The following is a 25,409-nucleotide window of genomic DNA, read 5'->3' as shown; positions in this document are numbered from 1 at the left end:
TATTAAACACTGTGAGCCGTTTTATTTGCTCTTCAGTTCTTCCATTTTATCGCGGGAAGCCTTCAGATCAGATAACTGCCTGGTCAGGTCTTCTTTGATATAGGCTGGAATTTTATCGTTTTCGATGGCGCCTTCGTAGGCTTCCACGGCAGCATTTTCGCCAAACGTCACGGAACTTAACACCGTGTCGCGGTCTTTACCCGTCACTGCCGACTTAATGTCGATCCATGCCCGGTGAATCTTGCTGCTTACATCTGTAGAAGTGGCATCTGACACGGCCGTGCCATCAATACGCACAATATGATCGGCCAGTTGGCTACGGAAATTTTGGCTCTGCACAATCATCTCGTTGAAAAGATGGTCGAGCTGCGAATCGTCCGTGTCTTCAACGGCCTTCATGTATCCCTGGATACGATCGTTGTTGATTTTTACCAGTTCGTTGAGGTCTTCAACAATGTCTTCGTTCTTAATCATGACTAACGCTGATAGGATGGTTTAACTACTGTTTAAAAACAGTACGGGCGGGTCAATGTTCAAAAAAAAGCCGCCCGGCTTATTAACCGGGCGGCTTTTGACATAGGGTTGATACGCGGGCTGTTATCTATCGGCGTATTGCTTACGCGAGGCGGGTGGCCACTGTAGGCCGCCCCTACAGGAGAACCATCTCTAAAATTCGGCTGACTTTGGGGCGCGGGGAAATGGGATCACGTCGCGGATGTTGCTCATGCCGGTGACGAATAATACCAGCCGCTCAAAACCGAGGCCGAAGCCGGAGTGTGGGGCTGAACCAAAGCGGCGCGTATCGAGGTACCACCAGATCGCCTCTTGCTCAATGCCCACTTCGGCCATACGCGCCGTTAATTTGTCCAGATCATCTTCGCGCTGTGAGCCGCCAATAATTTCGCCGATGCCGGGAAACAGCACGTCCATTGCCCGTACGGTTGGGCCAGGAGCCGCCGCCAATTCGTCGTCCTGTTTCATGTAAAACGACTTGATCGCGCGGGGATAATTAGTCAGGATGACCGGCTTTTTAAAGTGCTTCTCAACGAGATACCGCTCGTGCTCTGATTGCAAATCTATGCCCCAGCCTACTTCATACTGGAACTGCCCTTTCTTGGCCGGTTTCGAGTTACGCAGAATCTCCACAGCTTCCGTGTAGGTGAGCCGCTCGAAATCGTTATCGACCACAAACCGGAGCTTTTCGGTCAGCGACATCTCGCTCTGTTCTTCTTTCTTCTTCGTTTTTTCTTCCTCTTTCAGGCGATTTTCGAGGAAGGCCAGATCGTCGGCGCAATTGTCGAGGGCGTAGCGAATGACCGTTTTAACGAAGTCTTCGGCCAGATTCATGTTGTCTTCCAACTCGAAGAAGGCCATCTCAGGTTCAATCATCCAGAACTCGGCCAGGTGCCGTGTCGTGTTCGAGTTTTCAGCGCGGAAGGTTGGGCCGAATGTGTAAATCTTGCCAAGCGCCAGGGCGCCAAGCTCGCCTTCCAACTGTCCCGAAACGGTCAGGTTGGTTTCGCGACCAAAGAAATCCTGGCTATAATCAATCTGGCCGTCTTCCGTTTTGGGCGGATTGATCGGGTCGAGCGTTGATACGCGGAACATCTCACCGGCTCCTTCAGCATCCGATGCCGTGATAATGGGGGTATTCAGGTAGAAAAACCCGTTGTCGTTGTAGTACTTATGCACGGCAAAGGCCAGCGCGTGGCGGATGCGTAGAATGGCGCTGAATGTGTTGGTCCTTGGCCGGAGGTGAGCAATCTCGCGCAGAAACTCGAGTGAATGACGTTTGGGTTGCAGCGGATATTTCTCCGGATCAGCGGGACCGTAAATATGCACTTCGGCTATCTTCACCTCCACGGCTTGTCCGGCGCCCTGCGACGGAACGAGCTCGCCCGTAATGGCTACACAAGCGCCGGTGGTGATCAGGCGAAGCGTTTCGTCGGGCAGAAAACCAGCCTCAGCCACCGCCTGAATGGTGTGAATAGTTGAGCCGTCGTTGATCGCCACGAACACGGCATTTTTGCTTTCGCGCTTGGTACGTACCCAGCCCTTCACCGTCACGGTCTGGCCAGGTTCCGTCTGTAGCAGTTGCTTAACAGGTAGGTAACTCATGGAGCAAAGATAAGACGACGGGCGGATAGGGGTCAACGTTTAACGGCCAAAGTCAAACGTTGAACCGCAATTTGAACCGATCTTCATACAACAGGCCCATCCTGAACGTTGGACCTTGACCTTTGGTCCACTTACTTTCGCCCTATGCCTGCTGAAACCCCCAAACGGACTGTGCTCGACGCTGTAAAGCAGTATGGGGGGCGCCTGTTCGGGTTTATTCGGAATCAGGTGAGAACGGAAGAAGACGCCGAGGATATTTTGCAGGATGTCTGGTACCAACTGAGCCGGGTTGTTGACCTTGACCAGATTACCAGCCTGAGTGGATGGCTCTACGAAGTAGCCCGGAATCGCATCACAGACCGCTACCGACGTACCCGTGAAATTACGTTGACCGATGCTGCCCGACAGGCTGACGAAGACGATGAGCTGTCACTGGATGATCTGTTGCTGGCCGATCCCGATTCGGCGGATGATCCCGTTTTTCGTGACCTGATCTGGGATGAACTGATGCGGGCGCTGGATGAGCTGCCCGATAATCAACGTACAGTGTTTGTTCAGAATGAACTGGAAGAGCAGACGTTACAGGCGATTGCCGATCTGACCGGCGAAAATCTGAAGACCATTATTTCTAGAAAACGCTATGCCGTGCAATACCTTCGCAAACGGCTTCAATCATTATACGACGAACTGTCGAACTCCTGACAACCATGCGCCACGGACCGAAACGCCGCTTCATCTGGATCCCTTTTTTCGTGTTGATCAGCGCTGCGCTACTCTCAGCAGCCGTGATGTGGCTATGGAACCATGTGCTTGTCGAGGTTGTCCAGGTACGTCCTGTCACGATCTGGCAGGCAGGGGGGCTTATGCTGCTGTGTCGATTGCTGTTTGGTAACTGGCCCGGACGAGGTGGCCGGTGGGGCAATGGGCATAACCGATTTGCCAGCCCTTCCTGGAAGGCAAAATGGCAGCAGATGAGCGAAGAAGACAAAGCTCGTTTCCGCGAGCAGTGGCGGCAGCGTAGGGGCGGACGCTAATTCTTTAACAACTTTTTTTGACTAATGATCTGATAGTCAGATTTTTGTAAATTATTTGTAAATTTTTTCAATTTCATTAAAGTAATTTATCGACTCATACGTCATCGTGTTTGAAGCCGATTTATAACCCCGGCTTGCAACAGGATAATGAACCGTATGCCTCGTTTTATTATACCCGCCATTGTACTTGGCGCGGCTTTAGTAGCCTTCCCGTTCTTCTTTTTACGGCTGGCCTTATTTGCCCTCATCATTGGTGGTGCTCTCCGCTTTATTCGCCGTCGGGCCGTTGGGGTTGGTTCTGGTTACCAGGGCCGGTGGGGGAGCCCCTGGCAATCGCGTCGGCTGGAATTCACCGACCGGATTCGCACCATGAGCGACGCTGAGTACGCTGATTTTGTTCAGCAGAACAAGCCGCAGCGCCCTATTCCAATCGAATCATTTGATCGCCACAGTGAAAATTTTGTGCTGTAGGTGATCTATGCCGAAAACGCCGGTCAGCGTATCACGAGTTTACAACCAACCCAATAAACAACAAAAACATGTATCATCACCAACACCGCCATCAGCAACATGGCCACCCTTTCGCACAATTCATTCGTCCTTTTTTTGGTGGTTGGCGTCGGCCAAAACACAACGTACCGATGAACGTTGAAGACCACGGCGATCACTACAAAATCATGGTATACGCCGTCAGTTTCGACAAGGCAGCTATCAAGGTCAGCGTGCTCAACGACCAATTGATCATTCAGGGGACCCGCGCGCACGATACCGAAAACGACCCCGCGTTTCTGTTACAGGAATATCCGTTGAAATCGTTTGAGCGCGTCTTGCCACTCAGCAATCGCGTCGATGCGGCTGGCATTGTGGCTAAGCAGGAGAACGGTGTACTAATATTGACAGTACCCAAAAAACCAGAAGTGGTTGTAGAGGTAGCGTAAAAAGAGAAAAGTCCTTATGCGATGAGGCCATTGGCCTCGTCGCATAAGGACTTTTCTCTTTTTAATGTAAGGGCAGGCTCTTGATCTGCCCGCCCAACACGTCGTCGACGGGATATTGAATTAGAAAGGCCTTCGGATCGATGGTCAGGATCGTTGACCGTAACCGACTGATTTCGAGCCGTGTTACAACGACATATAGCACGTCGACATCCTGCGCCAGATCACCCCGCTTGCCGTGACCCTGAGCACCTTTCAGCACCGTAATTCCCCAGCCTGCAGCCGACACCTGCTCCCGAATATCCTCATATTCCTCGGAAACGATCAGAATAGCCGTGTACTCCTCGATACCGTGAACGATGAAGTCAATCGTTTTGGAAGCGGCAAAGTAGGTGATCATTGAATAGAGAGCCAATTCGATAGTCAGAAAGAAGGCGGCGGCACCAAAAATGACTACGTTTAACAGTAAGATAACGTCGCTTACTTTCATGGTTGTGGCCTGGCGGCTGATGACCAGTGCTGCCACCTCGGTTCCATCCAAAACAGCTCCACCGCGCATAGACAGGCCAATGCCGGCCCCGATGAAAAAACCCCCAAACAAGGAGGTCAACAGCAAATCGGGCGTTACATCGGGGTAGGGGACCAGCACCAGGCAGGCTGATAGGCCGGCAATACCGAGCGTACTTTTGATGGCGAACTCCCGCCCGATCTGCCGGTATCCGAGCCAGATAAAAGGCAGGTTGATAACAACGATGCCAACCGCCAGGGGCATACCTGTCTGCGAAGCCAGGAGCATAGAAATACCCGTGACACCACCATCAATAAACTGGCTGGAGAGTAGAAAGCCTTTTAGCCCAAGCCCAACGCTGAGAATACCTGCGATGATAAATACCGCGTCGCGTACGTAATGCGTGTGTGCAATTGTAGTCATATCAATGTGTGAGAAGTGTTACTCGTCAGTGAATGGCGAACAGAAAAAACAGGTACGTCTTGCTGGTGATGTTGGGTCTGTAGCCAGAACGCAGTAGGTAGCCGCCTATGAACGAAACCGATCAGCCAGTGAAAAGGTCAAGCGATTTATGCTTAAATGGGCTCGAACTTATTTAAGCTCTGCCTGGCCGTGGTGACGCGCTGGCAAAGTAAGGTGAACCAACAGTTGACAAATGAGCCCGGCAAGCTCGATATTCGCGGACTAACTGTTTTCTACCGCTATGGGCTTAATCAAACCAATTGGAACGATCGACCGAACCATATCCAAAACGGGTCTTGTGCGCCTGGCTGCCGACCACGCGCAGCAGATCATTGACAGCGGTAACTACGATCTGCTGAAAACCTACGTGGAGATGAAACGCTATGAGGTGTATATCAAGACGATCATCGCACGGCTGAAAAATCGTAGTGTGGCGCAGGCGCAGGAACTGCGTGCCATCACCCAAACGCCTGTTGTACCGGCTGCAGATGGGAGCGACCAGGCTGCTGTACCTGCCTCGTCGCTGCCAATGCCAACCAGTTCAGCTACGTCGCTCGACGAAACGGACGAACCGGCCGATGACCCAATCGTTCGGAACAACACCATCAACTACAATACCGCCAGCGTTCAGATCACCAAACGTGTTACCTACGACTTCACGCAGGATGCTGAATGGCAACGCCTTACTGCCGACATTGCTTCGTTGAAACTGCAACTCAAGCAACGGGAAGAGTACCTTAAAACGCTGGCTGATACGCCCTCCCAAATGAAGGAGAATGTCTCCGTTCGGTTGTAATGTCAAGCTGACGCATCCCTTTATGCCGAAAAATTTGACTTTTTCCGTGGGAAATGCGTTAGCTAGACTAGTGATTTGCTCAACGCTGACATGGCTCTGATACGTGTGTATACTTATTCGTCTGACGCTGAACTTTGGGATGACTTTTTGACCGGAAGCCGTGATGCCTATGCGCATATGTATGAGCGTTATGCGAAGACATTGTATAATTACGGCTATAAAATCGCCCAGAACAGACAGCTGACAGAAGACTGTTTGCAAGACTTGTTCCTCTCCATTTTGGAAACGCGCAACCGGCTGGGGCGCACCGACTCGATCAAGTTTTACCTCATGCGTTCGCTTCGGCGCGAGATTGTCCGTCGGTTGCAGGCCGAACAGCGGTTCGATGCGGACCCTGACGCGCTGGATTTTCAGGTCGAGTTTCATTACGAACCAACCTGGCTCGACGCGCAAATATCGGCCGAGCAATCGACGGCCCTCCTGGCTGAATTAAATGCATTACCACCCCGGCAAAAAGAAGCGCTGTTCCTGAAATACTTCGACAACCTGAGTTATGAAGAGATTGCGGGAGTCATGAACATCGAGCAGACGTCTGCTTACAAGATTATCTACAAAGCCATTGCCGCCCTGCAAAAGCGCGTTGGCAGCAGCGTCTTAATGCTATTACTGATGTGAAAGAGCGAAAGAGTGCAAGAGCGAATGGCGAAAGAGTGAAACCGCGACGGCCACTCTTTTGCCATTCGCTCTTTAATTTTCTTCATCGTAGAATTTTTTGGATTCGTGAGGGATAAAATAGGGGCGCGGTTTCTTCTGTAGAAAATCGCCTGGAATGCCGGACCACCGGCGCACCTGCTCAGCCAAATGCCGCACGACCAATTACCCGATTATTCGCAATTCACCGTCCGCGATCTTGTTCTCGACGAATCGTTTCGGCGTTGGGTGCTTCAGCCCGACGAGGCGACGATGTCGTTCTGGCACACGTTTATGCTGCGCCATCCCGAGCGCCAGACATTGGTAGATGAGGCCGCGTCGTTGCTCCTGCACCTGCGCGTCAGCTACGACGATCTGACAGATGCCAGTTATGAGCGGATCTGGTCAATTCTGGAACAGGCGCATACCGATCAGTCTATACCCGTAATCGAGCTGACGCGCAGCCCATCGGTATGGCATCGGCTAGGGGGGTGGAAGGTGGCCGCCACTCTAATCGGATTGCTGGGTACGCTGGTAACGGGCTGGTATATCCGGGAAAGTCGCCATCAGCACAACGAACATACCGCTTTTGGCGAAACCCGCACGCTAACGCTTCCTGACGGGTCGACGGTACAACTCAACGGTAATTCGACGCTGACCTATCGCGATGACTGGGCGGCAGGCCAGCCACGTGAGGTATGGCTGGAAGGCGAAGGGTTCTTCACCGTTACCAAAAAGGCAGAAGCAGGTCAGCGGGTGAAATTCATTACCCATACGCCAGGACTCGATGTGCAGGTGCTGGGTACCCAATTCAACGTGCATTCGCGCAGAGGGCAAACCGATGTGACACTGGTTGAAGGAAAGGTGCAACTGATCCGGCCTGGTGAGCCGAATGCCCACGTGCTGGAGATGCGTCCTGGGCAGGTAGCTATTGCCCGGCCTGGTATTGAGCAAGTAGCCTTGCAGGAGATAGCCCCCGAACGCCAGACCGCCTGGACACAAAAACAATTCATTTTTGAAAAGACACCCCTGCGTGCAGTTGCCCAGCAGTTAAGCGACTCGTATGGGCTAACGATTGTCTTCGGCGACGAAGCACTGGCCGACCGGCAGTTTACCGGAAACCTGTCTAGCCAGGATGTAGAAACGTTGCTGACCACACTGGCCGCCACGTTTGACCTCACTATCGAGCGCGACAGTAACATTATCTACCTCCGAAAAAGTAAGTGAACGGGGCACGTGCCAACAATGGCCACCCCCAGATACTTTAGTATCAGTCGAGTTGTTTGATCGGTCTACTTTACATAGATCAACGTTAGTTAAACTAATCTAAAACCATGAAGAACAGGTACGTTACCTTATCTGTGTTGATTGGCCTAAGCCTGTACAGTATGCCGCAACTGGCTGCTGCCCAGCTGATGACAAGGGCCAATATCAGTAGCAGGGGAACCACGCTACACGCCGATGCCCAAAACGATGAGAGTCGATCGGGCCGGACCCGATCGCTTAAAAAAGCGCTCGCCGAAATTGAACAGAAATACCGCGTCAACTTTGCGTATGATGAGCAACTGATGGACGGTCGCCAAACACAGGTTGACCTGGCGGGCACTACATTAGAGCAGACACTCAATCAGTTGCTGGCTGGACAGGGCCTGCGGTTTCGTAAAATCAAGGATAATCTGTTCGTGATTCAGGCAGCCCCGGCCGACAAGCCTGTGTTGGCGACCCCTTTAGCAAACCCAGCCACAGATCGTCCCGCCGTGGTGGTGGCACCGGCGGCTGAGGTCGTTGTGAAGCGAATTACGGGACGGGTGACCGACGAGAACAACCAAGGGTTACCGGGGGCCAATGTCATTGAGAAAGGGACAACCATTGGCGCGACTACCGATGCGGATGGCAACTTCGTGATCAATGCGAGCGATAACGCTACCACGTTGACTATCAGTAGCGTGGGCTATACAACGAAAGACGTAGCGATTGGTGGGCAGACAGTGATCAACATTCAACTGGTACCCGATGACCGGACCCTGAACGAAGTTGTGGTGATTGGTTATCAGTCGGTTCGGAAGAAAGACCTGACGGGTGCCAACGACGTGATCAGCCCAACGCAGGCCAACAAAGTAACGGCCAACTCACTGGCCGAGTCGATTCAGGGTTTGTCGCCGGGCGTTACGGTGCGCAATACAGGTGTGCCGGGTCAGCAGGCGTCTATCCAGATTCGGGGGGTGGCCAGCTTCCTGAATACCGATCCGCTGTACATTATCGATGGCATGATTGCCGATGCCAACCCGACCATCAACAACGACGATATTGAATCGATCCAGGTGCTGAAAGATGCGTCGGCGGCGGCTATCTATGGGTCACGAGCGGCCAACGGCGTAGTGATCATTACCACGAAACAAGGCAAAGAAGGCCCGATCCGGGTGTCGTTTTCGGGTAAATACGGCGGGCAGCAGGTGTACAAACGCTGGAACGTGACCGACGCAGCTGGTTTTGCCCAACTGCAACGTACCCAGTACCAAAACTCCGGCCAGACCCCTCCCGCCAGCGTGGCTACAGGTACGTTCAATCCGAACATCAATACCAACTGGCAGGATCAGGTGCTGCAGACGGGAAGTTTACAGGACTATAACCTGACGCTCTCGGGGGGCACCAAAACCGGAACGTACCTGATTTCGGGCAGCTATTTCGACAATAAAGGGTATGTGATCGGGAGCGGGTTCAACCGGGCCAGCCTGCGCATTAACACCAAGAGCCAGACTGGTCGGTTCACGTTCGGCGAAAACGCGCTGTTGACCAACTCGAACATTCAGAACTTCCCGGCGGGCAACCCCATCTACGACATGGCCACGGCCTTACCGGTCATTCCGGTGCAGGACCCCAGGTATGTGAACGCGGCCAACCCGGGCGGCTACGGTATCGGCACGAACCCCGACGCCGTTTCGTATTCGTATAACCCCGTGGCGGTGCGGAATCTGGTCAGCAATGGGAGCAACTTTGCCAAGCTGGTGGGCAACGCCTACCTCGACGTGAAGCTGACCGACTGGCTGAGCTACCGCGCCAACGCGGGCCTGGAAGTGAGCTTCGATTACACGCAGAACCTGCGTCGGCTGGGTACGTATCAGTACAGTGCCTCGCCAGTGCCTACGTCGGTGAGCGAAGATCGGTCACGCTACCTGAGCCTGCTGTTCGAGCACACGCTGAATTTCAACAAAGTGTTTGGCGCACACAGCATTAACGGCGTGGTTGGTATCAGTCAGCAGACGACGCGGCGCGATATTACATCGGGCTCCCGCACCAACCTTGGTTTCTCGGGTGGGCAGTATTTCACAACGATCAACGCCGCTACGGGTATCTCCAATTCGGCCGGCAGCACGCCCGATGATTACCGGATCCTGGGGTATCTGGGCCGGGTGAACTACGCATACAACGACCGCTACCTGCTGACCTTCACGGGCCGCGTCGATCAGGACTCGCGGTTCGGGGCCAATTACCGGACGGGCTTCTTCCCATCGGTGGCCGCGGCCTGGCGTATCAGTCAGGAGAAGTTCTTCCATGCAGACTGGGTGTCTGACCTGAAGCTGAACGCATCATATGGTAAACTGGGTATTGTGGTCCCGTACCTGGGTTCATTCCCGTATACGGCGTTCATCAACAACAACCCGAGAGCCATTTTCGGGGTTGACCAGACGGCAAACGTGGGCGCGTATCAGGCGCAGTTGGCCAACCCGGATTTGCGGTGGGAAGAACGGATTCAGCAAAACTATGGCGTGTCGGCCAGCTTCCTCAATAACCGGATCACCACGGAGATCAACGTGTATAATTCGCTGTCGAACGATGCTATTCTGAACCTGGCGGTACCGGGCTATCTGGGTAACCTGCGCGGCAACCCGTTCGTAAACACGGCGTCGATTCGCAACCAGGGCGTTGAGTTCTCGGCAACCTACCGGAACAACGAGCACCCGTTCAAATGGGATGTGTCGGGTAACTTCACGACGATCAAAAACACGGTGATCAACGTCGGAAACCAGGGGCAGAACATCAACTACATCCAGAGTGGCAACACACGGTCGCAGGTTGGGCTGCCCGTGGGCCAGTGGTACGTGCTGAAAACGGCGGGCATTTTCCAGAGTCAGGAAGAGATCAATAATTACCGGGGACCAAACGGCCAGCTGATTCAGCCCAACGCGAAGCCCGGCGACATCCGCTACGTCGACACGAACGGCGATGGACAGATTACGCAGAATGACGATCGTCAGTTTGTATCGTCGCCCTGGCCTAAACTTCAGGCAGGGGCGCAGTTCAATGCGTCGTATGGCCAGTTCAGCCTGAACGTCCAGCTGACGGGCGTGTTTGGCTATACCGTCTACAACGACGTTCGGCGTAGTCTGGACACCTACCAGCTGACCAACTTCCGAAGCGATGTTAGCCCTTGGTCGGCCACGAATACGAACACGACCGACCCTCGTTTAGGACTGGAGGCAGGTGATCAGGGCATTGTCGCCAACAACTTCGGTTACACGGATCGCTGGCTGGAAGACGCCTCGTATGTACGGCTGCGGAACGTGGAAGTAGGCTACACCCTGCCTCGTGCCTTCCTCGACCGCGTCAAGGTGCGTAGTGCGCGTGTGTATGTGAGCGGTCAGAATCTGTTCACCATGACCAACTACACAGGTCTTGACCCCGACGTAACGGGTGCCAATATTCAGGAGCGTGGCGTTGATAACGGTCACTGGCCATCGCCCCGCGTGGTGTCGGTCGGTATTAACTGCGAGTTTTAAGTTCGATTCACTCCAGAGCAAATCATCATGAAAAATAGAGTCATATCGCTCACCGTTGCCGCCGCCCTGATGCTGGCTGGTTGCGACCGGAGCTTAGATATTGTTAACCCAAACCAGGTGACGGCTGAGTCATTCTGGAAAACTGGCGACGATGCACTGGCGGGTGTCAATGCCGTGTACAGCACGATGCACCGGGGGGGTATTTCGCGGTGGATGCCGTTCTACTTCATCATCCGGTCTGACGAAGGACGGAGCCAAAGCCCGGCCACCGACATTGTGAATAACATGGATCAGTTTCTGGTGACCGATTACAACTACGGTAATGCCTACGCTGTCTGGAACGACAACTACATTGGTGTCAACCGGGCCAATCAGGTGATCGACAACGTACCCAACGTCACGATGGATGCGACGCTGAAAGCCCGCTACATCGGGGAAGCCAAGTTTCTGCGGGCCATGTATTATTACCACCTGGTGTCGCTGTGGGGCAATGTTCCGCTTATTCTGAAAACGTCGGTAGTTGGCGACAAACCCAGCTCGGCTACCAGCGCGCAGGTATGGGCGCAGATCGAAAAAGACCTGACCGAAGCCGCGGCGGTGCTGCCAACAACCTATGGAACGGCTGACCTGGGCCGGGCGACAAAAGGAGCTGCCTATGCCCTGCTGGCTAAGGCGCAGATGCAACAGCAGAAATACACCGAAGCCCTCACGCCGCTGCAATGGCTGGCCGACGGTGAAGGCAAAGGCGTTTATGCCCTGATGCCGAACTACCGCGATAACTTCCTGATCACGACCGAAAACAACCGCGAATCGGTGTTCGAATGGCAGTTCCAGATCAACCCGGCTGAGTATACGGATGACGATACCGAGACACCGAACCAGAACTACGGCACCTCGCTGGCGCAGTTCTTCGGGCCAAGCGGCATTGGCTGGTCGGATGGCGAAGCGCAACGGTGGCCGATCTACGAATTCAACGAGAAAACGACGACCGGTGCCCGCGACCCACGGCTGGAAGCGTCGTACCTGTTCGACTCAACGGATGTGCGCGGCCCTAACTTCACGCAGATTTACGGCCAGACCTTCACGCAGCGGTATGGCACCGGCAATAAGCGGGTCTGGTTCCGGAAGTTTCAGAACGACCACTGGAAGAACGAAGAAGGCTACCGGTCGCCCAACAACTGGCGGTATATCCGGTACGCCGATGTGCTGCTGATGTATGCCGAAGCACTGAACGCAACGGGCAAAACAACGCAGGCCTACGCCTATGTTGATCAGGTACGTCGGCGGGCGGGCTTGCCAACGCTCACAGTCGCTAAACCGGGCCTTTCGCAGGCGCAGTTCCTGACTCAGATCAAACACGAACGGCTACTGGAGCTTTCGGGTGAAGGGCATCGCTGGAACGACCTGGCCCGCTGGGGTGATCTTGGTCCGCAACTGGCCAGCCGAGATGCCGCTTTCTCCACCTTCGTGAAAGGCAAAAGTGAACTGCTGCCCATTCCGCAGCTGGACCGGGATTTGAACCCAAACCTGACACAGAACCCGAATTATTAATTAAAAAAGGGAGAACACAGAGGCACTGAGATTTCACAGAGAACACGGAATTTGTTTCTAAAAAAACGCTGTGTTTTCTGTGAAACCTCTGTGCCTCTGTGTTGAATTTCCTTTATACGCAACGATGAAAAAGGCGCTTTTCCCAACTTTTATCTTACTGTGGTTTATTGGCGGCTACAGCTGCAAGCAGACAAACAATGGCACCGTAACCCCAACACCACCCGTTACGGCAGTTGATACCGTCGGGAAGTTTAAAAATCCGGTGTTACCCGTTGGACCTGATCCCTGGGTGATACAACGCGACGGATTTTATTACGTCATGCGGACCACCGGCAGTAACCTCCGAATTTATAAGACCAGGACCATGAGCCGCCTTGATCAGGCACGGTTCGTCACCGTCTGGACGCCTCCGGCCACGGGCCCTAATTCGCGGAATATCTGGGCACCCGAACTGCACAGCGTGAACGGCAAATGGTATATCTACTACACGGCCGATGATGGGGCTGATCGTAACCACCGGATGTATGTGCTGGAAAATGAAGCCGCCGACCCTACTACCGGTACCTGGACAGACCGGGGACAATTGATGCTCCCGGAAAACAGGTGGGCGATCGACGGTACGCTGCTCAATCTGAACAATCAACTGTATATGGCCTGGTCGGGCTGGGATACTGACCTGGGCGGCGCGCAATACATTTATATCGCCAAACTGACCAACCCTTATACCGTTGCTGCGGGCTCACGGGTACGTTTGTCGGCTCCTGAGTATAGTTGGGAGAAACAAGGTTTTGGCGTCAATGAAGGGCCAGAGTTCCTGGTCAATGGCAACAAGGTATTCCTGATCTATTCGGCCAGTTATTGCGCCACCGATTTTTACGCGCTTGGTCAACTATCGGCCAACGTTACCGATGATCTGCTGAACCCGGCCTCGTGGACAAAGTCAGCCACACCCGTTTTTGGCCCCTATGCGAGTGGAAGCACCTACGGCGTTGGGCATAACAGCTTTTTCAAGTCGGTAGACGGTACCGAAAACTGGATTCTCTACCACGCCAATCCCGCCCCAGGTCAGGGTTGCGGCGACTTCCGGTCGATCCGAATACAACCTTTTACCTATCGAGCCGACGGTACCCCCGATTTTGGCTCGCCTGATCCGGCTACAGGCTACATCAAACGCCCGGCGGGTGAGTAAGCTGGCTTCGACGTGTTTAAACCACTTTGGCCCCAGACTTGATGGCTACGGCTGATCCATCGGCCAGAAAAACGGAATGGGGGGGCTGCTCGAAAAACGGGGCAAAGGCTGCTCCGTATAAGTCGGGTACGTTGCACTTGACGTCATATTCCGATACGGTGTGGATGTGCCATTGCGGATGGACTACTTCATACTCGGATGTTCGCCCTGCGCCCCGGCCGGTGTACCCCCAGTAGTGTTCGGTAATGAAGGCTTCTTCGCTATTGGGTACCAATGCGTGGCCTGTTTTGTCGGCGCTGACCCGGATGTGATTCCAGTCGGCGCCGACTTTCCATTCGTAGCCAATGCGCTGGGTATCACCGTCTGTTTGCCAGGAATGACGCATGGGGTGGGTTGCATAGGGCTCGCCGTATAACGTCCGGGCAACGAGTGTAATCGCCAGTTTTGGTACAATCTCTTTCACAAAAACGACGCCCCGTTTCCAGCCGGTTTCGGTCTTGCGCCGCACGTAGAAGCGCAGATTAAACTCCTCGAATTCGCGGTGGAAGGGCACCGCGACCTGGCCAAACAGCCTTACGCCCTGGAAGTAGAAACCGACCAGGCTGCCGTAGCAAACGCCCTCAAATTCGTCGAGTTCGGTGCCATACGGTACCAGCGGCTCCAGCACGTGGCGATCAATTGCGTAATTGGCAAAGATTAATTGTCGCCATTCGGCGGTCAGGAAGGTAGTAGCCATTCAGTGGGGCAGTTCGTTGATGTAACGATGCCCACACTGGAAGGTTCACGTCGCTACATCACCCGCCATTCAATACGGCGATTGCGTTGCCGGGCTTCGTCGGTAGTGCCTTTCACGGCGGGGCGGGTTTTGCCATACCCGATGGCTTTTAACCGGGTAGGAGCTACACCCATTTTGGCCAGATAGTCAATAACCGACTGGGCCCGTTTCCGCGATAATTCCAGATTGGCTGTCGGGTCGCCGCGGTCGTCGGTATGGCCCGCAATTTCAATCCGCGTGGTGGGATTGGTTTTCAGGAAATCGGCCAGCCGTTCAAGTTCAGTCAGCGATTTACCCGATAACTCGTACCGTCCAGACTCAAAAAACAGGTTATTCAGCGTCTCTTTGCTGGTGACACCAATGGGTTCCAGCCCGGCGTCGAGCGAAACGCCCTGTCCCATACCGGTTTCGGTAGAGGTTTTGTCGGCGTAGTTGAACGCCAGGCTCTTGAAGAGATAACCCGGTGCGCTTACGTACAAGGCGTACTCGCCGCCAGCGGGCAGCACCGCTACGTATTGCCCTGTCTGTGCGTCCGACGAAATGCGGGAAACAGACTGGTTGGTTCGCACGTCGATCAGATCCAGGGTGGCACTGAGCGGCTTACTGGTGCGGGCATCGGTAACAAGGCCCTTCAGGTAGTTGACGGGACGTACCTGTTCGCGGAGTACAGCGGGCAGGTCGAAGGTATAGATGCGTGATTTCTGCGAAACCCCTTCTTTTTGTTCTTCAAACGAATAATACGCCTTGGCGCCGTTGGCTGATACAAACAGCGAGGCCTGGTCTTCCGACGTGTTGATCGGGTATCCCAGATTGGCGGGTTCTGACCAGCCTGCTTTCACGCTGTCGGGCCTATACCGGCTAACAAACAGGTCGTAGCCCCCCATGCCGATATGTCCATCAGATGCGAAAAACAGGGTTTGTCCGTTGGCATGCAGAAATGGCGATGCTTCATTCAGCGATGTATTAATGGGCTTTCCCAGATTCACGGGTTCAGTCCAGTTTCCGCCCGCATCGCGGGAACTGCGCCAGATATCACGTTGACCCAGGCCGCCGGGGCGATTTGAGATGAAATACAACTGCCGTCCGTCGGCCGAGAGACTGGGCTGCGATTCATAATCACGGGTGTTGATGGTAGGACCCAGGTTCTGCGGAACGCTCCAGACATCGCCGGTTTTCTGACTACTATATAAGTCGCAACTGCCGAATCCCTGCCGGATTCCGCTCTGGCAGGCCGTGAAGACCAGTAATCGACCATCTGCTGAAAGGCTGGCCGTGCCCTCGTTGTCGGGCGTGTTGATGTTGGCCGACAATGGGACCGGGGTTTGCCAGCCACTTTCTGTGCCCCTGGTGGCTACCATCAGGTCTTCATCCCCTTCCGGTTTAAGCATGGTGAAAACCAGGGTCTGCTCATCGGCGGTCAGCACCGGAAAATACTGCGATTCCCCCTGCTTTAGCGATTCAGAGAGCGGTTTGGGGCTGACCGATACCGGATGCTGAATGGCTTCCTGGCCAAAACGGGCAATGGCGATCGAGCGTTGTACCTGACGCGCTTTGGCCGATTCGGGTGCGAAGTTGCGCAGGAAAACCTCGAGCACTGGAATGGCTTCGGCATACCGCCCCAGCTTCAGTAAAATCTGGGCGGCTCCCTGATAGGCGGCCGCCGTTGCCCCGGTGCTTGCCGGGGTAGCCGACAGGTTGCCCGGTAAGGCAATTGCAGCCCGGTAGGCGGCCAATGCCTGCTCGGGCTTGCGGGTATACTCGTAGGCTTGTCCGAGACGTACCTGCGCGTCGAGGAAAGCGGGCGTCTCTTTCAGTGCCTGTTCGAAGAACGGAATGGCCTCCTTTGCTTTTCGTTCGTTGAACAGCTTGATGCCCTGGCTGTATAAGTCGACCGCCTTTTTCGACTGCGCGTTACCGGGAATCGAGACCAGTAAATAAAAGAGTAGAAGCAGCCAACCGGCCACGGTAAGCAGACGTAACGGAAAAGAGAGGCCAGCGCGGAGTGCCAGTTGGCCTACGGAATCTGCATGAATTTGTGGGTTTGCAGGGAAATTTGCCACTGTGGATTTGCCTTTACATAATCAACGATGCGGGGCAGCATTTCGTCTGAACGATTCCATTCCGGTTGCAGTAATAACCGACAATCTGGCCGTAGGCTAGAGACAAATGACTCGGCAAAAGCGAAGTCTGACTGGTTGTAGATGATGACCTTCAACTCATCGGCCTTCGCATAAATAGCAGGATTCGGCTGTTTGAATTTCTTGGGCGAAAAGCAAATCCAGTTCCACGAACCGGTAACCGGATAAACGCCCGATGTTTCAATATTAGTCTGAAAGCCAGCTAGTTGCAGGGCGTCAGTAAGCCGGGTAAGGTCGTGCATCAGCGGTTCTCCACCCGTAATGACGGCCATACGCCCTGGGTACGCCAGGGCCTGCGTCACGATCTGATCGATGTACAGGTGCGGGTGCGCCTGTACATCCCACGACTCTTTGACATCGCACCAGTGGCAACCTACGTCGCAACCACCGAGGCGAATAAAATAAGCAGCCTTACCTGCGTGTGCTCCTTCGCCCTGGAGCGTATAGAACGCTTCCATGACGGGTAACGTACCTACTTCTGTTTGTTGTTGATGCTGTTCGATAATCATGTAACAAAGATACAGCATTCTGAAAAGTCAATAAGCAAAGACACCTGGCATAAGCGTGTGCAGGGCACTCAATCAAACAACCGAACATATTATCGTCTCTGCCGTTATATATCTGTTTTTAATGCAAACTCAACAAAAAAGAAAAACTGTCATGGGTATCTTAACATCAATTCTCGTAGGCGCTGTTGCCGGTTGGTTAGCCGACCTCGTGTTCAAGCGGTTCTCATTTTCACTGCTGGTAGAAATTCTTCTGGGCATTGCCGGTGGTATTGTCGGTGGCTATTTCTTCGGAAAATCAACGGGTGTATTCGACGCCATTCTGACCTCATTCGTTGGTGCGGTGATTCTGTTGGGTATTGCGGCGCTGATAAAAGGCTCCGCGAGCCGGGCATAGTCAGCTCGTACCGACATACGCTTTATTCAACGATTAATATTATCCCCTCGACCCGGCGAATGGTAACTCCATCGCCGGGTTTGTGCGTTTTACCGGCTATGGTTCGGGCCGACCACTCGGTGCCCCGATACGACACACGCCCCAGCCCATGAACTGGGATCGTCTGGGTCACTTTCACCAAAGCGCCAATGCTATCAGACCCATTGCTTGTATCGGTACTACCCAGCAACCGGCGGAGCCAGTGGCGAAAAACACTCATACAACCCATATGAGCTAGCTCAACACGGGTCGAATCAGTAACTGGTTGAGCTACCATCGGCAGCTTGTTGGTCAGGAATGTCAGTACAGGATAAGCTTCCGGTTGAGCCAACTGAGCGGCATAATCGGATAGGGCAGTAGACATGAGGCCACTACCAAGGCTAAAACCTATGGCCGGCTGGGACGTATGGAGGAGTGAGTACATGATAGGAGGCTGATAGACAACACAATAAAATAAGCCCCACCTATATACCAATATATTTGGTTACTAACGGCCAGGAAAGTGAGGAGGCGGTCACCGAATAGGAAAAAGCGGCCGCATCGTCTTTTCTGCGTAGATTCGGGCTTCTCCCAAATAGCCACGCTAAACGAACGTACCTGATGTCGTTGATTACCCGCTTACAATTGTCGGCCATGATGTTTTTTCAGTTTTTTATCTGGGGAGCATGGTATGGCCAGGTTACCAAGTACATGGAAAAAAGTATGGGCGCTACGGGAGTGCAGCAGGGGGCTGCTTTCGCCACGTTTTCGCTGGCCATGCTGGTTGCCCCTTTTTTCGTTGGCATGATCGCCGACCGCTACTTTGCCGCGCAACGCGTATTGGGCGTACTTACCTTGCTGGGGGCAGCCATTCTGTACTTTCTGATCGATGTGCATGACCCAGACCAGTTTTTCTGGGCGTTACTGGCCTACTGCCTCACGTTTGCCCCTACATTGGCCCTGGCCTCATCGATTGCCATGCAACAGATGGTTAGCCCGGAAAAGGAATTTCCCGGTATTCGGGTGCTGGGGACAATTGCCTGGATCGTTGTCTCGAACGTGGTTGGTTATTACGGGTTTGGCGACAAAGTGGCCATTTTCGAGCTGTCGATGTATATGTCTGTAGCTTTGGGAATTTTCGCCTTTTTCCTGCCCAATACCCCGCCCAAAGCAACCGGTGGCGCCACCATCAGTCAGATTTTGGGCTTCAATGCGTTCAAGCTCTTTAAGGATCGCTCGTTCGCTATTTTCTTCCTGTCATCGGTGCTGATCTGCATCCCGTTATCGTTCTACTACGCTATGGCCAACTCGGCGCTGACCGATTCAGGGATGAAGAATGTCGAGAACGTAATGTCGCTGGGGCAGGCGTCGGAGGTGATTTTCATGCTGTTGATTCCCGTTGCCTTTACGCGTTTCGGTGTCAAAAACATGCTGATCATTGGCCTGGTGGCCTGGATTGCCCGCTTCCTGTTTTTCGGCTATGGCAACGCAGACGCCGGCATCTGGATGTTCTACCTGGCCATTATTCTCCACGGCGTGTGCTACGACTTCTTTTTCGTAACGGGCCAGATCTATACCGATCAGAAAGCCGATGATTCGATCCGGTCGTCGGCGCAGGGGCTGATCTCACTGGCAACCTACGGCATCGGGATGAGCATCGGCTCCTATCTGTCGGGCTTTGTGAAAGACTGGGCCAAAACGCCCACCGGTATCGATTACACCGTTTTCTGGATGGTGCCCGCCGGCATCGCGGTGGTTGTACTACTGCTCTTTATTTTCCTCTTCACGGATAAGAAAAAGGTCCAGCCAACTGAAGGCGAACTGGTAACGGGACCACTCTGAAGAGTCTTCTGTCTTGTGTTTGCTGTAAACAGTAAACTGTAAACAGCAAACACAAGACATTTACACCGCCGGTTCCTGTTGGCTGAGGCAATGGAAACTGCCGAGTCCCCAGACGATCTGGGTAGAATCTATGCCGACGATTTTACGGTCCGGGAAACACTGCCCGATGATGTCGAGGGCAGTCTGGTCTTTATCGCAGCGGAATGTTGGGACGATGACCGAGCTATTGGTAATCAGGAAGTTGGCGTAGGAGGCAGGGAGCCGCAGTCCGTCGCTTTCAACGGGGTCGGGCATAGGCAAGTCAACAATGTTGAGTGGCTTGCCGTTCAGAAGCCGCATCTGCCGCAGTTCATGGTGAATCTCCTGTAGCGGCGCATAGTTCGCATCGTTGGTATTGTGTTCGATCGCGGCAACGACCGTGTCTTCGTTTACAAAGCGAACCGTGTCGTCGATATGGCCGTCGGTATCGTCTCCTACGATGCCATCTTCTACCCACAAAACCTGTTGTACGCCGTAATAGTCGCAGAGGTACTGCTCAATTTGGGCTTGTGTGAGGTGTGAATTCCGGTTTTTGTTGAGCAGACAGGCCCGGCTGGTCAGTACAGTACCCGCCCCGTTAAACTCGACCGAACCGCCTTCCATAATAATGCCGGGCGTCACATAGTCCAGTTTCCGGTAGTGGGCAATGGCCGTTGGCAGCAGGTCGTCTTTGTCGTAAGGAGGGTATTTACCACCCCAGGCATTATAGCCCCAGTTCACGATCATTCGCTCTTTTTTGGCCGGGTTGATCAGAAAAGCAGGACCGTGGTCGCGGCACCAGGAATCGTTGGTGGGGAAGGGGAGGAGTGTAATTCGGTCCATATTCGCCCCGGCCATGAGCAACCGCATTTTTGCCTGCTGAATGATGAATTCGTTATGCGCATTGATGCACACCTGCTCACTTTCTGAGATGGCTTTGATGAGTTCCAGGTACGCCGGCATCATTAGTTCCAGGCGTTCGGTTGTCCAGGAAGCGTCGGTATGCGGCCAGGTTAACCAGATAGCTACGTGTGGATGCCATTCGGCCGGAAAGAAAAACCCCTGTTGAGCGGGCTTAAGAACCTCTGATTCTGTATCTGAAAAGAGCGACATTGCGTTAGTTATTCGTTGAAATCGTTACCTACTGATTACGTTTGTCAGTAAACGTACAAAGCTATGCAAGGATACCGTGGTCACAACTGTCTGCGTTACATGCGAACGTACCTGCTGGGTGTATGGCTCATTTGCCTGGCAGGGGGTGTTATGGCGCAACAGGCAGTTAATCAGCCCCTTGTCTGGTATGTGCCACAACCCTCGCTGAGCACACCGTTTATGGCTAACTCCGCGGTTATTCACTACAGTTCCTGGACCGATCTGGCCGAAAAACTAGCTCATCGTCCGGCGCAATCCTTCCACCTGTCGCTGGTACTCGACCAAAACACGGCCGCTGACTGGCGAGCGTTGCGCACGGTTCCGCCGGCGAATAGCCTGTCGGTCATGCTGGCAGATAGCGTCATGGGCGATTCGCTGTTGCCTATCCTGGCTGCGTGGCCAACGTTGACAAAAGTTGAGTTAGGCGGTTTTACCCCGCCACGTTCATACACCTTCGTAAAAAACGCCAAGGGTGAAACCGTTTTCGGTACGAAGGAATACGCGAAACGGTTGGCTGCAACAGGTTGGGAAAGGTTGCGGTCCGTTGCAGAAATGATTATCCTGGAAGGGGTGAAGACCGAAGAGGCCATTCGTGTAGCTGAACAGTTGCCGGCGCTTACGTCGCTCACGATCAGGCAGTATATCGACATGGCGATAAAAAATGAGCCTATCGCGCTTGGCGGACTGCATCGCCTGCGAAAACTGTCGATCGAAGGCAGAATGGCGACCCGGAGTTACACGGAAGCCTTTAAGGGTCTGGCGAATCTGACCGACCTGCAAATCACAGATCCCGATGTCCCGCAGTTCAATATTGGGTTAACGCACATGCCTACCCTGCGCCGGCTGGCCATCACCAGTATGGCGTTGAGCCAACTAAGACTGGGAGGGTTACAGCAGCTGGAAGAACTGACGCTGACCAACCGGTTTAAAAACCCTCCCAGAAGAACCGCAACCGGTCAGCCAGCTACCGAACCGGCTCCAACTACTATTTCCCTTGATTCAACCCTGGCGGGATTAACGTCGCTCAAACGACTGTCGGTAGCCTATACCGACTTGTCGACTTTGCCAGCTGGTCTACTGGCCAACACAGGATTAACCTACCTGTCATTGCCAGACGCTGGTCTGGGTACGTTACCTGATGAAATCAGCCAGTTGAAGGAACTCAATGAGTTGATTCTCGACAATAATCCACTACGCCGCCTGCCCGACGGGCTCTGCCGGTTGCCTAAATTGAGCCGGTTAAGTGTGAGCAAATGCGAACTCAGCGAACTGCCAGCCGCTATTGGGCAGCTTACGTCGCTCACGGTCCTGGCCTTGGACGCCAATCAGTTGACGCAGTTACCCGCTTCGATGGGACAGCTAAGTAAGCTCCGTCGGTTAAATGTAGCCATGAATCAGCTGACGGAGTTGCCCGCTGAACTGGGTAAGCTGCCAGATCTGACGATTATCGCCGCTTTCTGGAATAAGATCAGTCGTTTTCCCAGTGGTTTTTCGCATGTCAACGAGCTGTACCTGAGCGATAACCAGCTAACCGAATTGCCCGCCTCGCTGGGTACGTTACGTCGGTTGCGTACGCTGCTTTTAGACAACAACCCGCTGGCTGCCTTGCCTGAAACGATCGGTCAGCTCGATTCCCTGGAGACGCTGGTACTGGGCGAGAATCAACTGACTACGTTGCCGGGCAGCCTTGGTAAGCTTCGCCGGCTGCGTAGCCTGACCATCGGCGCCAACCAGCTTCGGGCACTGCCGGAGTCGATCAGTGGATTGGTGTCGCTCACCAGTCTGTCGGTGCAGGATAACCCGATCGCCCGGTTACCGGCGTCAATTGGTGCCTGGAATCAGCTACAATCGATCAAGCTGCGACTTCCGCAGTTGGAATCACTGCCAGAACAGATTGGGCGGTGGCAATCGCTGCAAAGCCTGGCGGTCGAGAGTGATCGATTGCTGACGCTGCCCGGTGAGCTTGTTGATTGTCAGAAACTAAACGATATATCGGTCGCGGGCAATCGCTTTATCGGATTGCCAGAGGCAATTGGTCAACTGCGTCAACTGGCTAGTCTGACAGTAGCCGGAAAGGCCGATTCACTGACCGGACAAGGCAGAGGCCAGCTGATTGCCCTGCCAGCCAGCCTGGTCTCCTGCACGGCTTTAACTTCCCTGACGGTGAAGCATCAGCAGCGGTTCGACGGCGTTGAAGCCCTACAGCTTGCCACCAGGTTAGCGGCGCTGGAAGGACTTTCGTTGATCAACTGCGGCCTCACAGACCTGACTGATGTGCCCTGGAAACAGTTGCCGGTTTTGTACCTGAATCTGTCGCAAAATCAGATTAGCCAGTTACCGGCAGCCCTGCTTACGATGCCAAATTTGCGGCAGCTAAATGTGTCGGAAACCAATCTGCCCACCATACAGAACCGGGTTTTTATCGGTCGGAATCAACTCGCCGACGCATTGAAGAATGAAGTTCCCAAATGAATTGTAAAAGACGCGCTTACCGGATTTACAAGACTTGCATAATGGTTGCATCGATGGACTGGCCCAGTGCTTTTGCCCGTTCGGCATGCTGACGAGCTTCGGCCATATGGCCTGATTTGACAAGGGCATAGCAGGCGTATACATGCGCCATGCCATTGGCCGGATCACGGGCGATGGCTTTTTCGCAGGTAGCTGCTGCTTCCGAATATTGTTTGTTTTGCAGATAGGTTGCGCCCAGGTTCGTCATAAACTGCGCGTTTTCGGGGGCGCGGGCAATGGCTTTCTGATAGAATTGTGTGGCCTTGGTGTATTGTTTACTGGTAAAATAAGCCGCTCCCAAATTTACTAGTGTATTCAGGTACGTTGAGTCGAGGTGGTAGGCATGATCCAGGTAGGCGATGGCTGCCAGGGGTTGGTTTTTCCCCACCAGGGCCGTGCCTTTGATCGTGAGCGCCACAACATTCTCGGGGTTTTGGGCCAGCAGAAAATCAGCATCAGCCTCTGCTTCGGATGGCCTGTTCAGTTTTGATAACAGATACGCCCGATTGGCCCTGAAAAGCGGTTTCGGATCCGATTTGACGGCCATGTCATAATCGGTGAGCGCCGCTTCCAGCTGGCCGTTCTGTTCGTAGAACAGCGCTCGGTTACTGTAGGCCGTGGCCGACGATGGGTCCGTTTTTAGCACGTCGGTCCAGAGCGTCTCCGTGTTTTTCCAGATGGCTATTCGTTGTACGGTTAACCAGCCCAGGGCAACGGATACCCCGAGCGTGGCCCCGACGGTCAACTGCTTCCAGCTACGTCCGGTCGGCTGGGTACGTTGCCACAGGCTGTCGAGCAGCATGGCGATCGGGAAAAACAACCCGATATAGGCGATGTAGGTGTATCGGTCGGCGTAGGCGGCACTACCTATGGCTTTGATCACCTGTAGGGTAAGGGCTAGATTCAGTGTAAAGAACACCAACCCCAAAAACCAGAGCGACGAGCGCCGGTATAGCCAGGCAAGCGAGGCCAGCAAGGTGACACTCAGGCCGGTATAAATCAGGTAAACCGCCGGAAAGGGCATACCGGCTCTGGGCCGCCCATAGAGCGCCGACAGGTCGACGGGCCAAACAAACTTTATCAGGTAACTAATGAGTGCATAGCCGCCGAGCTGGGTACGTTCCCAGCGTGAATACTCATCGTTGATGGCCGCCGCCGCTGCCTGTGCCTGCAACGTGAGCCAGCCAATGTACCCGGCCAGGAGCAGGAAGGGAATGACTGGCAGTAGTTGCCTGCCAGTCAGTTGGCGTGCCTGCCAATAGGTGAGCAGCACCAGAACGGCTGGTAAAATGACCGCAGCAGGCTTGGCCATACTTGCCAGCAGGCCACAGAGCAGGCTTAGACCAAGATAAAGTCTACGTTTCCCCGACAAAAAATGCCAATAGGTGATGAGTGCAAGAAGAAAGAAAAAGCCGTATAGTACGTCTTTCCGTTCGGCCACCCAGGCTACCGATTCAACGTGCATGGGATGGATACCGAACCACAGGGACACTAAAAAGGCAACAACCGGTCGGCCGTCTGACAGCTGCCAGACGAAGCCGAACACGAGTCCCACGTTCAGAAGGTGTAACAGCAGATTTGTGCGGTGAAACTGTTCGGGTGAGCTGCCGCCTAAAGCATAGTCGAGGCTGAGCGACAGCATGGTCAGCGGGTGAAGGTTGCCCGAAATGACCGTTTTCAGGTAGGCTGAAAGGGGCGTCTTACTGAAATCGAGCAGCGGATTATTCGTAATATACTCAGGGTCGTCCCAGTTCGTCAGGCCATGACGGAGCGAAGGCAGGTAGAGGAGCAGCGTGGTCAGGATAGCGACAGTCAGGTACCAGTACCAGCCCACGCGCTGGGTACTTACGCTAAGGGGGATAGCCTGTTGACCGGATGGCGCGGGCGATGAAGGACGAGGGGCTGTTCGGGTCTTCATGGAACGGATGGGTTTGCCTGCTTACAATCAAGTAACGTGCCAGCCGCCAGTTTACAATAGAGATACATAACTA

Annotated in this window: 22 protein-coding genes; 13 read left to right on the top strand and 9 right to left on the bottom strand. The window is 53.9% G+C overall.

Annotation, left to right across the window (positions count from 1 at the left end):
• Window positions 1-21: 21 nt before the first annotated feature.
• Together ACAW75_RS10565 and asnS are read right to left on the bottom strand one after the other, a co-directional pair.
• Window positions 22-474: a ferritin-like domain-containing protein gene (locus ACAW75_RS10565; protein WP_370728682.1), complete on the bottom strand. Its 453-nt coding sequence runs from the start codon at window positions 472-474 to the stop codon at window positions 22-24.
• A gap of 192 nt (window positions 475-666) precedes the next feature.
• Complete coding sequence (asnS, locus tag ACAW75_RS10560) at window positions 667-2,118, bottom strand: asparagine--tRNA ligase (protein WP_370728681.1); 1,452 nt, start codon at window positions 2,116-2,118, stop codon at window positions 667-669.
• A 144-nt stretch (window positions 2,119-2,262) separates the two neighbouring features.
• On the opposite strand from asnS, the gene ACAW75_RS10555 reads away from it, so the two are divergent.
• From ACAW75_RS10555 to ACAW75_RS10540, 4 genes are all read left to right on the top strand, one after another.
• Complete coding sequence (locus ACAW75_RS10555; protein WP_370728680.1) at window positions 2,263-2,820, top strand: RNA polymerase sigma factor; 558 nt, start codon at window positions 2,263-2,265, stop codon at window positions 2,818-2,820.
• Between the two features lie 5 nt (window positions 2,821-2,825).
• A complete protein-coding gene (locus ACAW75_RS10550; RefSeq protein WP_370728679.1) occupies window positions 2,826-3,152 on the top strand; it encodes a hypothetical protein in 327 nt (108 codons plus the stop codon).
• Between the two features lie 156 nt (window positions 3,153-3,308).
• Window positions 3,309-3,623 (top strand): hypothetical protein, encoded by a 315-nt coding sequence (locus tag ACAW75_RS10545; protein WP_370728678.1) that lies wholly within the window; start codon window positions 3,309-3,311, stop codon window positions 3,621-3,623.
• A gap of 170 nt (window positions 3,624-3,793) precedes the next feature.
• The gene (locus ACAW75_RS10540; protein WP_370728677.1) at window positions 3,794-4,090 is read left to right on the top strand and encodes an Hsp20/alpha crystallin family protein; all 297 of its coding nucleotides are present in this window, start codon (window positions 3,794-3,796) and stop codon (window positions 4,088-4,090) included.
• Between the two features lie 61 nt (window positions 4,091-4,151).
• Here ACAW75_RS10540 and ACAW75_RS10535 read toward each other — a convergent pair whose 3' ends face one another.
• The gene (locus ACAW75_RS10535; RefSeq protein WP_370728676.1) at window positions 4,152-5,018 is read right to left on the bottom strand and encodes a YitT family protein; all 867 of its coding nucleotides are present in this window, start codon (window positions 5,016-5,018) and stop codon (window positions 4,152-4,154) included.
• A 280-nt stretch (window positions 5,019-5,298) separates the two neighbouring features.
• On the opposite strand from ACAW75_RS10535, the gene ACAW75_RS10530 reads away from it, so the two are divergent.
• From ACAW75_RS10530 to ACAW75_RS10505, 6 genes are all read left to right on the top strand, one after another.
• The gene (locus tag ACAW75_RS10530; protein WP_370728675.1) at window positions 5,299-5,853 is read left to right on the top strand and encodes a hypothetical protein; all 555 of its coding nucleotides are present in this window, start codon (window positions 5,299-5,301) and stop codon (window positions 5,851-5,853) included.
• Between the two features lie 90 nt (window positions 5,854-5,943).
• Entirely contained in the window at window positions 5,944-6,528 is a 585-nt protein-coding gene (locus ACAW75_RS10525) for an RNA polymerase sigma factor (protein ID WP_370728674.1), read from the top strand.
• A gap of 186 nt (window positions 6,529-6,714) precedes the next feature.
• Window positions 6,715-7,770 (top strand): FecR family protein, encoded by a 1,056-nt coding sequence (locus ACAW75_RS10520; RefSeq protein WP_370728673.1) that lies wholly within the window; start codon window positions 6,715-6,717, stop codon window positions 7,768-7,770.
• 107 nt (window positions 7,771-7,877) lie between these two features.
• Window positions 7,878-11,321, top strand: coding sequence for a SusC/RagA family TonB-linked outer membrane protein (locus ACAW75_RS10515; protein WP_370728672.1), 3,444 nt, complete (start codon window positions 7,878-7,880; stop codon window positions 11,319-11,321).
• A 27-nt stretch (window positions 11,322-11,348) separates the two neighbouring features.
• On the top strand, window positions 11,349-12,872 hold the full coding sequence (locus ACAW75_RS10510) for a RagB/SusD family nutrient uptake outer membrane protein (protein WP_370728671.1): 1,524 nt from the start codon (window positions 11,349-11,351) through the stop codon (window positions 12,870-12,872).
• A gap of 124 nt (window positions 12,873-12,996) precedes the next feature.
• Window positions 12,997-14,061 (top strand): glycoside hydrolase family 43 protein, encoded by a 1,065-nt coding sequence (locus ACAW75_RS10505; protein WP_370728670.1) that lies wholly within the window; start codon window positions 12,997-12,999, stop codon window positions 14,059-14,061.
• Between the two features lie 16 nt (window positions 14,062-14,077).
• On the opposite strand, the gene ACAW75_RS10500 is transcribed toward ACAW75_RS10505, so the two are convergent.
• From ACAW75_RS10500 to ACAW75_RS10490, 3 genes are read right to left on the bottom strand one after another with little or no spacing between them, the layout of a single operon-like run.
• Window positions 14,078-14,797, bottom strand: a complete 720-nt coding sequence (locus ACAW75_RS10500; RefSeq protein WP_370728669.1) for a YqjF family protein — start codon at window positions 14,795-14,797, stop codon at window positions 14,078-14,080.
• Between the two features lie 53 nt (window positions 14,798-14,850).
• On the bottom strand, window positions 14,851-16,896 hold the full coding sequence (locus ACAW75_RS10495) for an OmpA family protein (RefSeq protein ID WP_370728668.1): 2,046 nt from the start codon (window positions 16,894-16,896) through the stop codon (window positions 14,851-14,853).
• A complete protein-coding gene (locus ACAW75_RS10490; protein ID WP_370728667.1) occupies window positions 16,851-17,483 on the bottom strand; it encodes a 7-carboxy-7-deazaguanine synthase QueE in 633 nt (210 codons plus the stop codon). Before ACAW75_RS10490 ends, ACAW75_RS10495 begins: the two co-directional genes overlap by 46 nt.
• 151 nt (window positions 17,484-17,634) lie before the next feature.
• Here ACAW75_RS10490 and ACAW75_RS10485 point away from each other — a divergent pair, with 151 nt between their 5' ends.
• Window positions 17,635-17,877: a GlsB/YeaQ/YmgE family stress response membrane protein gene (locus ACAW75_RS10485; protein WP_370728666.1), complete on the top strand. Its 243-nt coding sequence runs from the start codon at window positions 17,635-17,637 to the stop codon at window positions 17,875-17,877.
• Between the two features lie 22 nt (window positions 17,878-17,899).
• Here ACAW75_RS10485 and ACAW75_RS10480 read toward each other — a convergent pair whose 3' ends face one another.
• Window positions 17,900-18,280: an NfeD family protein gene (locus ACAW75_RS10480; RefSeq protein ID WP_370728665.1), complete on the bottom strand. Its 381-nt coding sequence runs from the start codon at window positions 18,278-18,280 to the stop codon at window positions 17,900-17,902.
• Between the two features lie 236 nt (window positions 18,281-18,516).
• Here ACAW75_RS10480 and ACAW75_RS10475 point away from each other — a divergent pair, with 236 nt between their 5' ends.
• Window positions 18,517-19,737 (top strand): MFS transporter, encoded by a 1,221-nt coding sequence (locus tag ACAW75_RS10475; RefSeq protein ID WP_370728664.1) that lies wholly within the window; start codon window positions 18,517-18,519, stop codon window positions 19,735-19,737.
• Window positions 19,738-19,797: 60 nt separating this feature from the next.
• Here the strand turns inward: ACAW75_RS10475 and ACAW75_RS10470 are convergent, their stop codons facing one another.
• Complete coding sequence (locus tag ACAW75_RS10470) at window positions 19,798-20,868, bottom strand: agmatine deiminase family protein (protein WP_370728663.1); 1,071 nt, start codon at window positions 20,866-20,868, stop codon at window positions 19,798-19,800.
• Between the two features lie 63 nt (window positions 20,869-20,931).
• Between ACAW75_RS10470 and ACAW75_RS10465 the strand changes: the two genes are divergently transcribed.
• Window positions 20,932-23,379, top strand: a complete 2,448-nt coding sequence (locus ACAW75_RS10465) for a leucine-rich repeat domain-containing protein (protein ID WP_370728662.1) — start codon at window positions 20,932-20,934, stop codon at window positions 23,377-23,379.
• Between the two features lie 25 nt (window positions 23,380-23,404).
• Here the strand turns inward: ACAW75_RS10465 and ACAW75_RS10460 are convergent, their stop codons facing one another.
• The gene (locus tag ACAW75_RS10460) at window positions 23,405-25,336 is read right to left on the bottom strand and encodes a tetratricopeptide repeat protein (RefSeq protein ID WP_370728661.1); all 1,932 of its coding nucleotides are present in this window, start codon (window positions 25,334-25,336) and stop codon (window positions 23,405-23,407) included.
• Window positions 25,337-25,409 lie beyond the last annotated feature (73 nt).

It is taken from the genome of Fibrella arboris, assembly GCF_041321095.1.
Lineage (GTDB): Bacteria > Bacteroidota > Bacteroidia > Cytophagales > Spirosomataceae > Fibrella > Fibrella arboris.
Note: the sequence above shows the minus strand (reverse complement) of the source record. Positions and strands in the feature narration are given on the sequence as shown.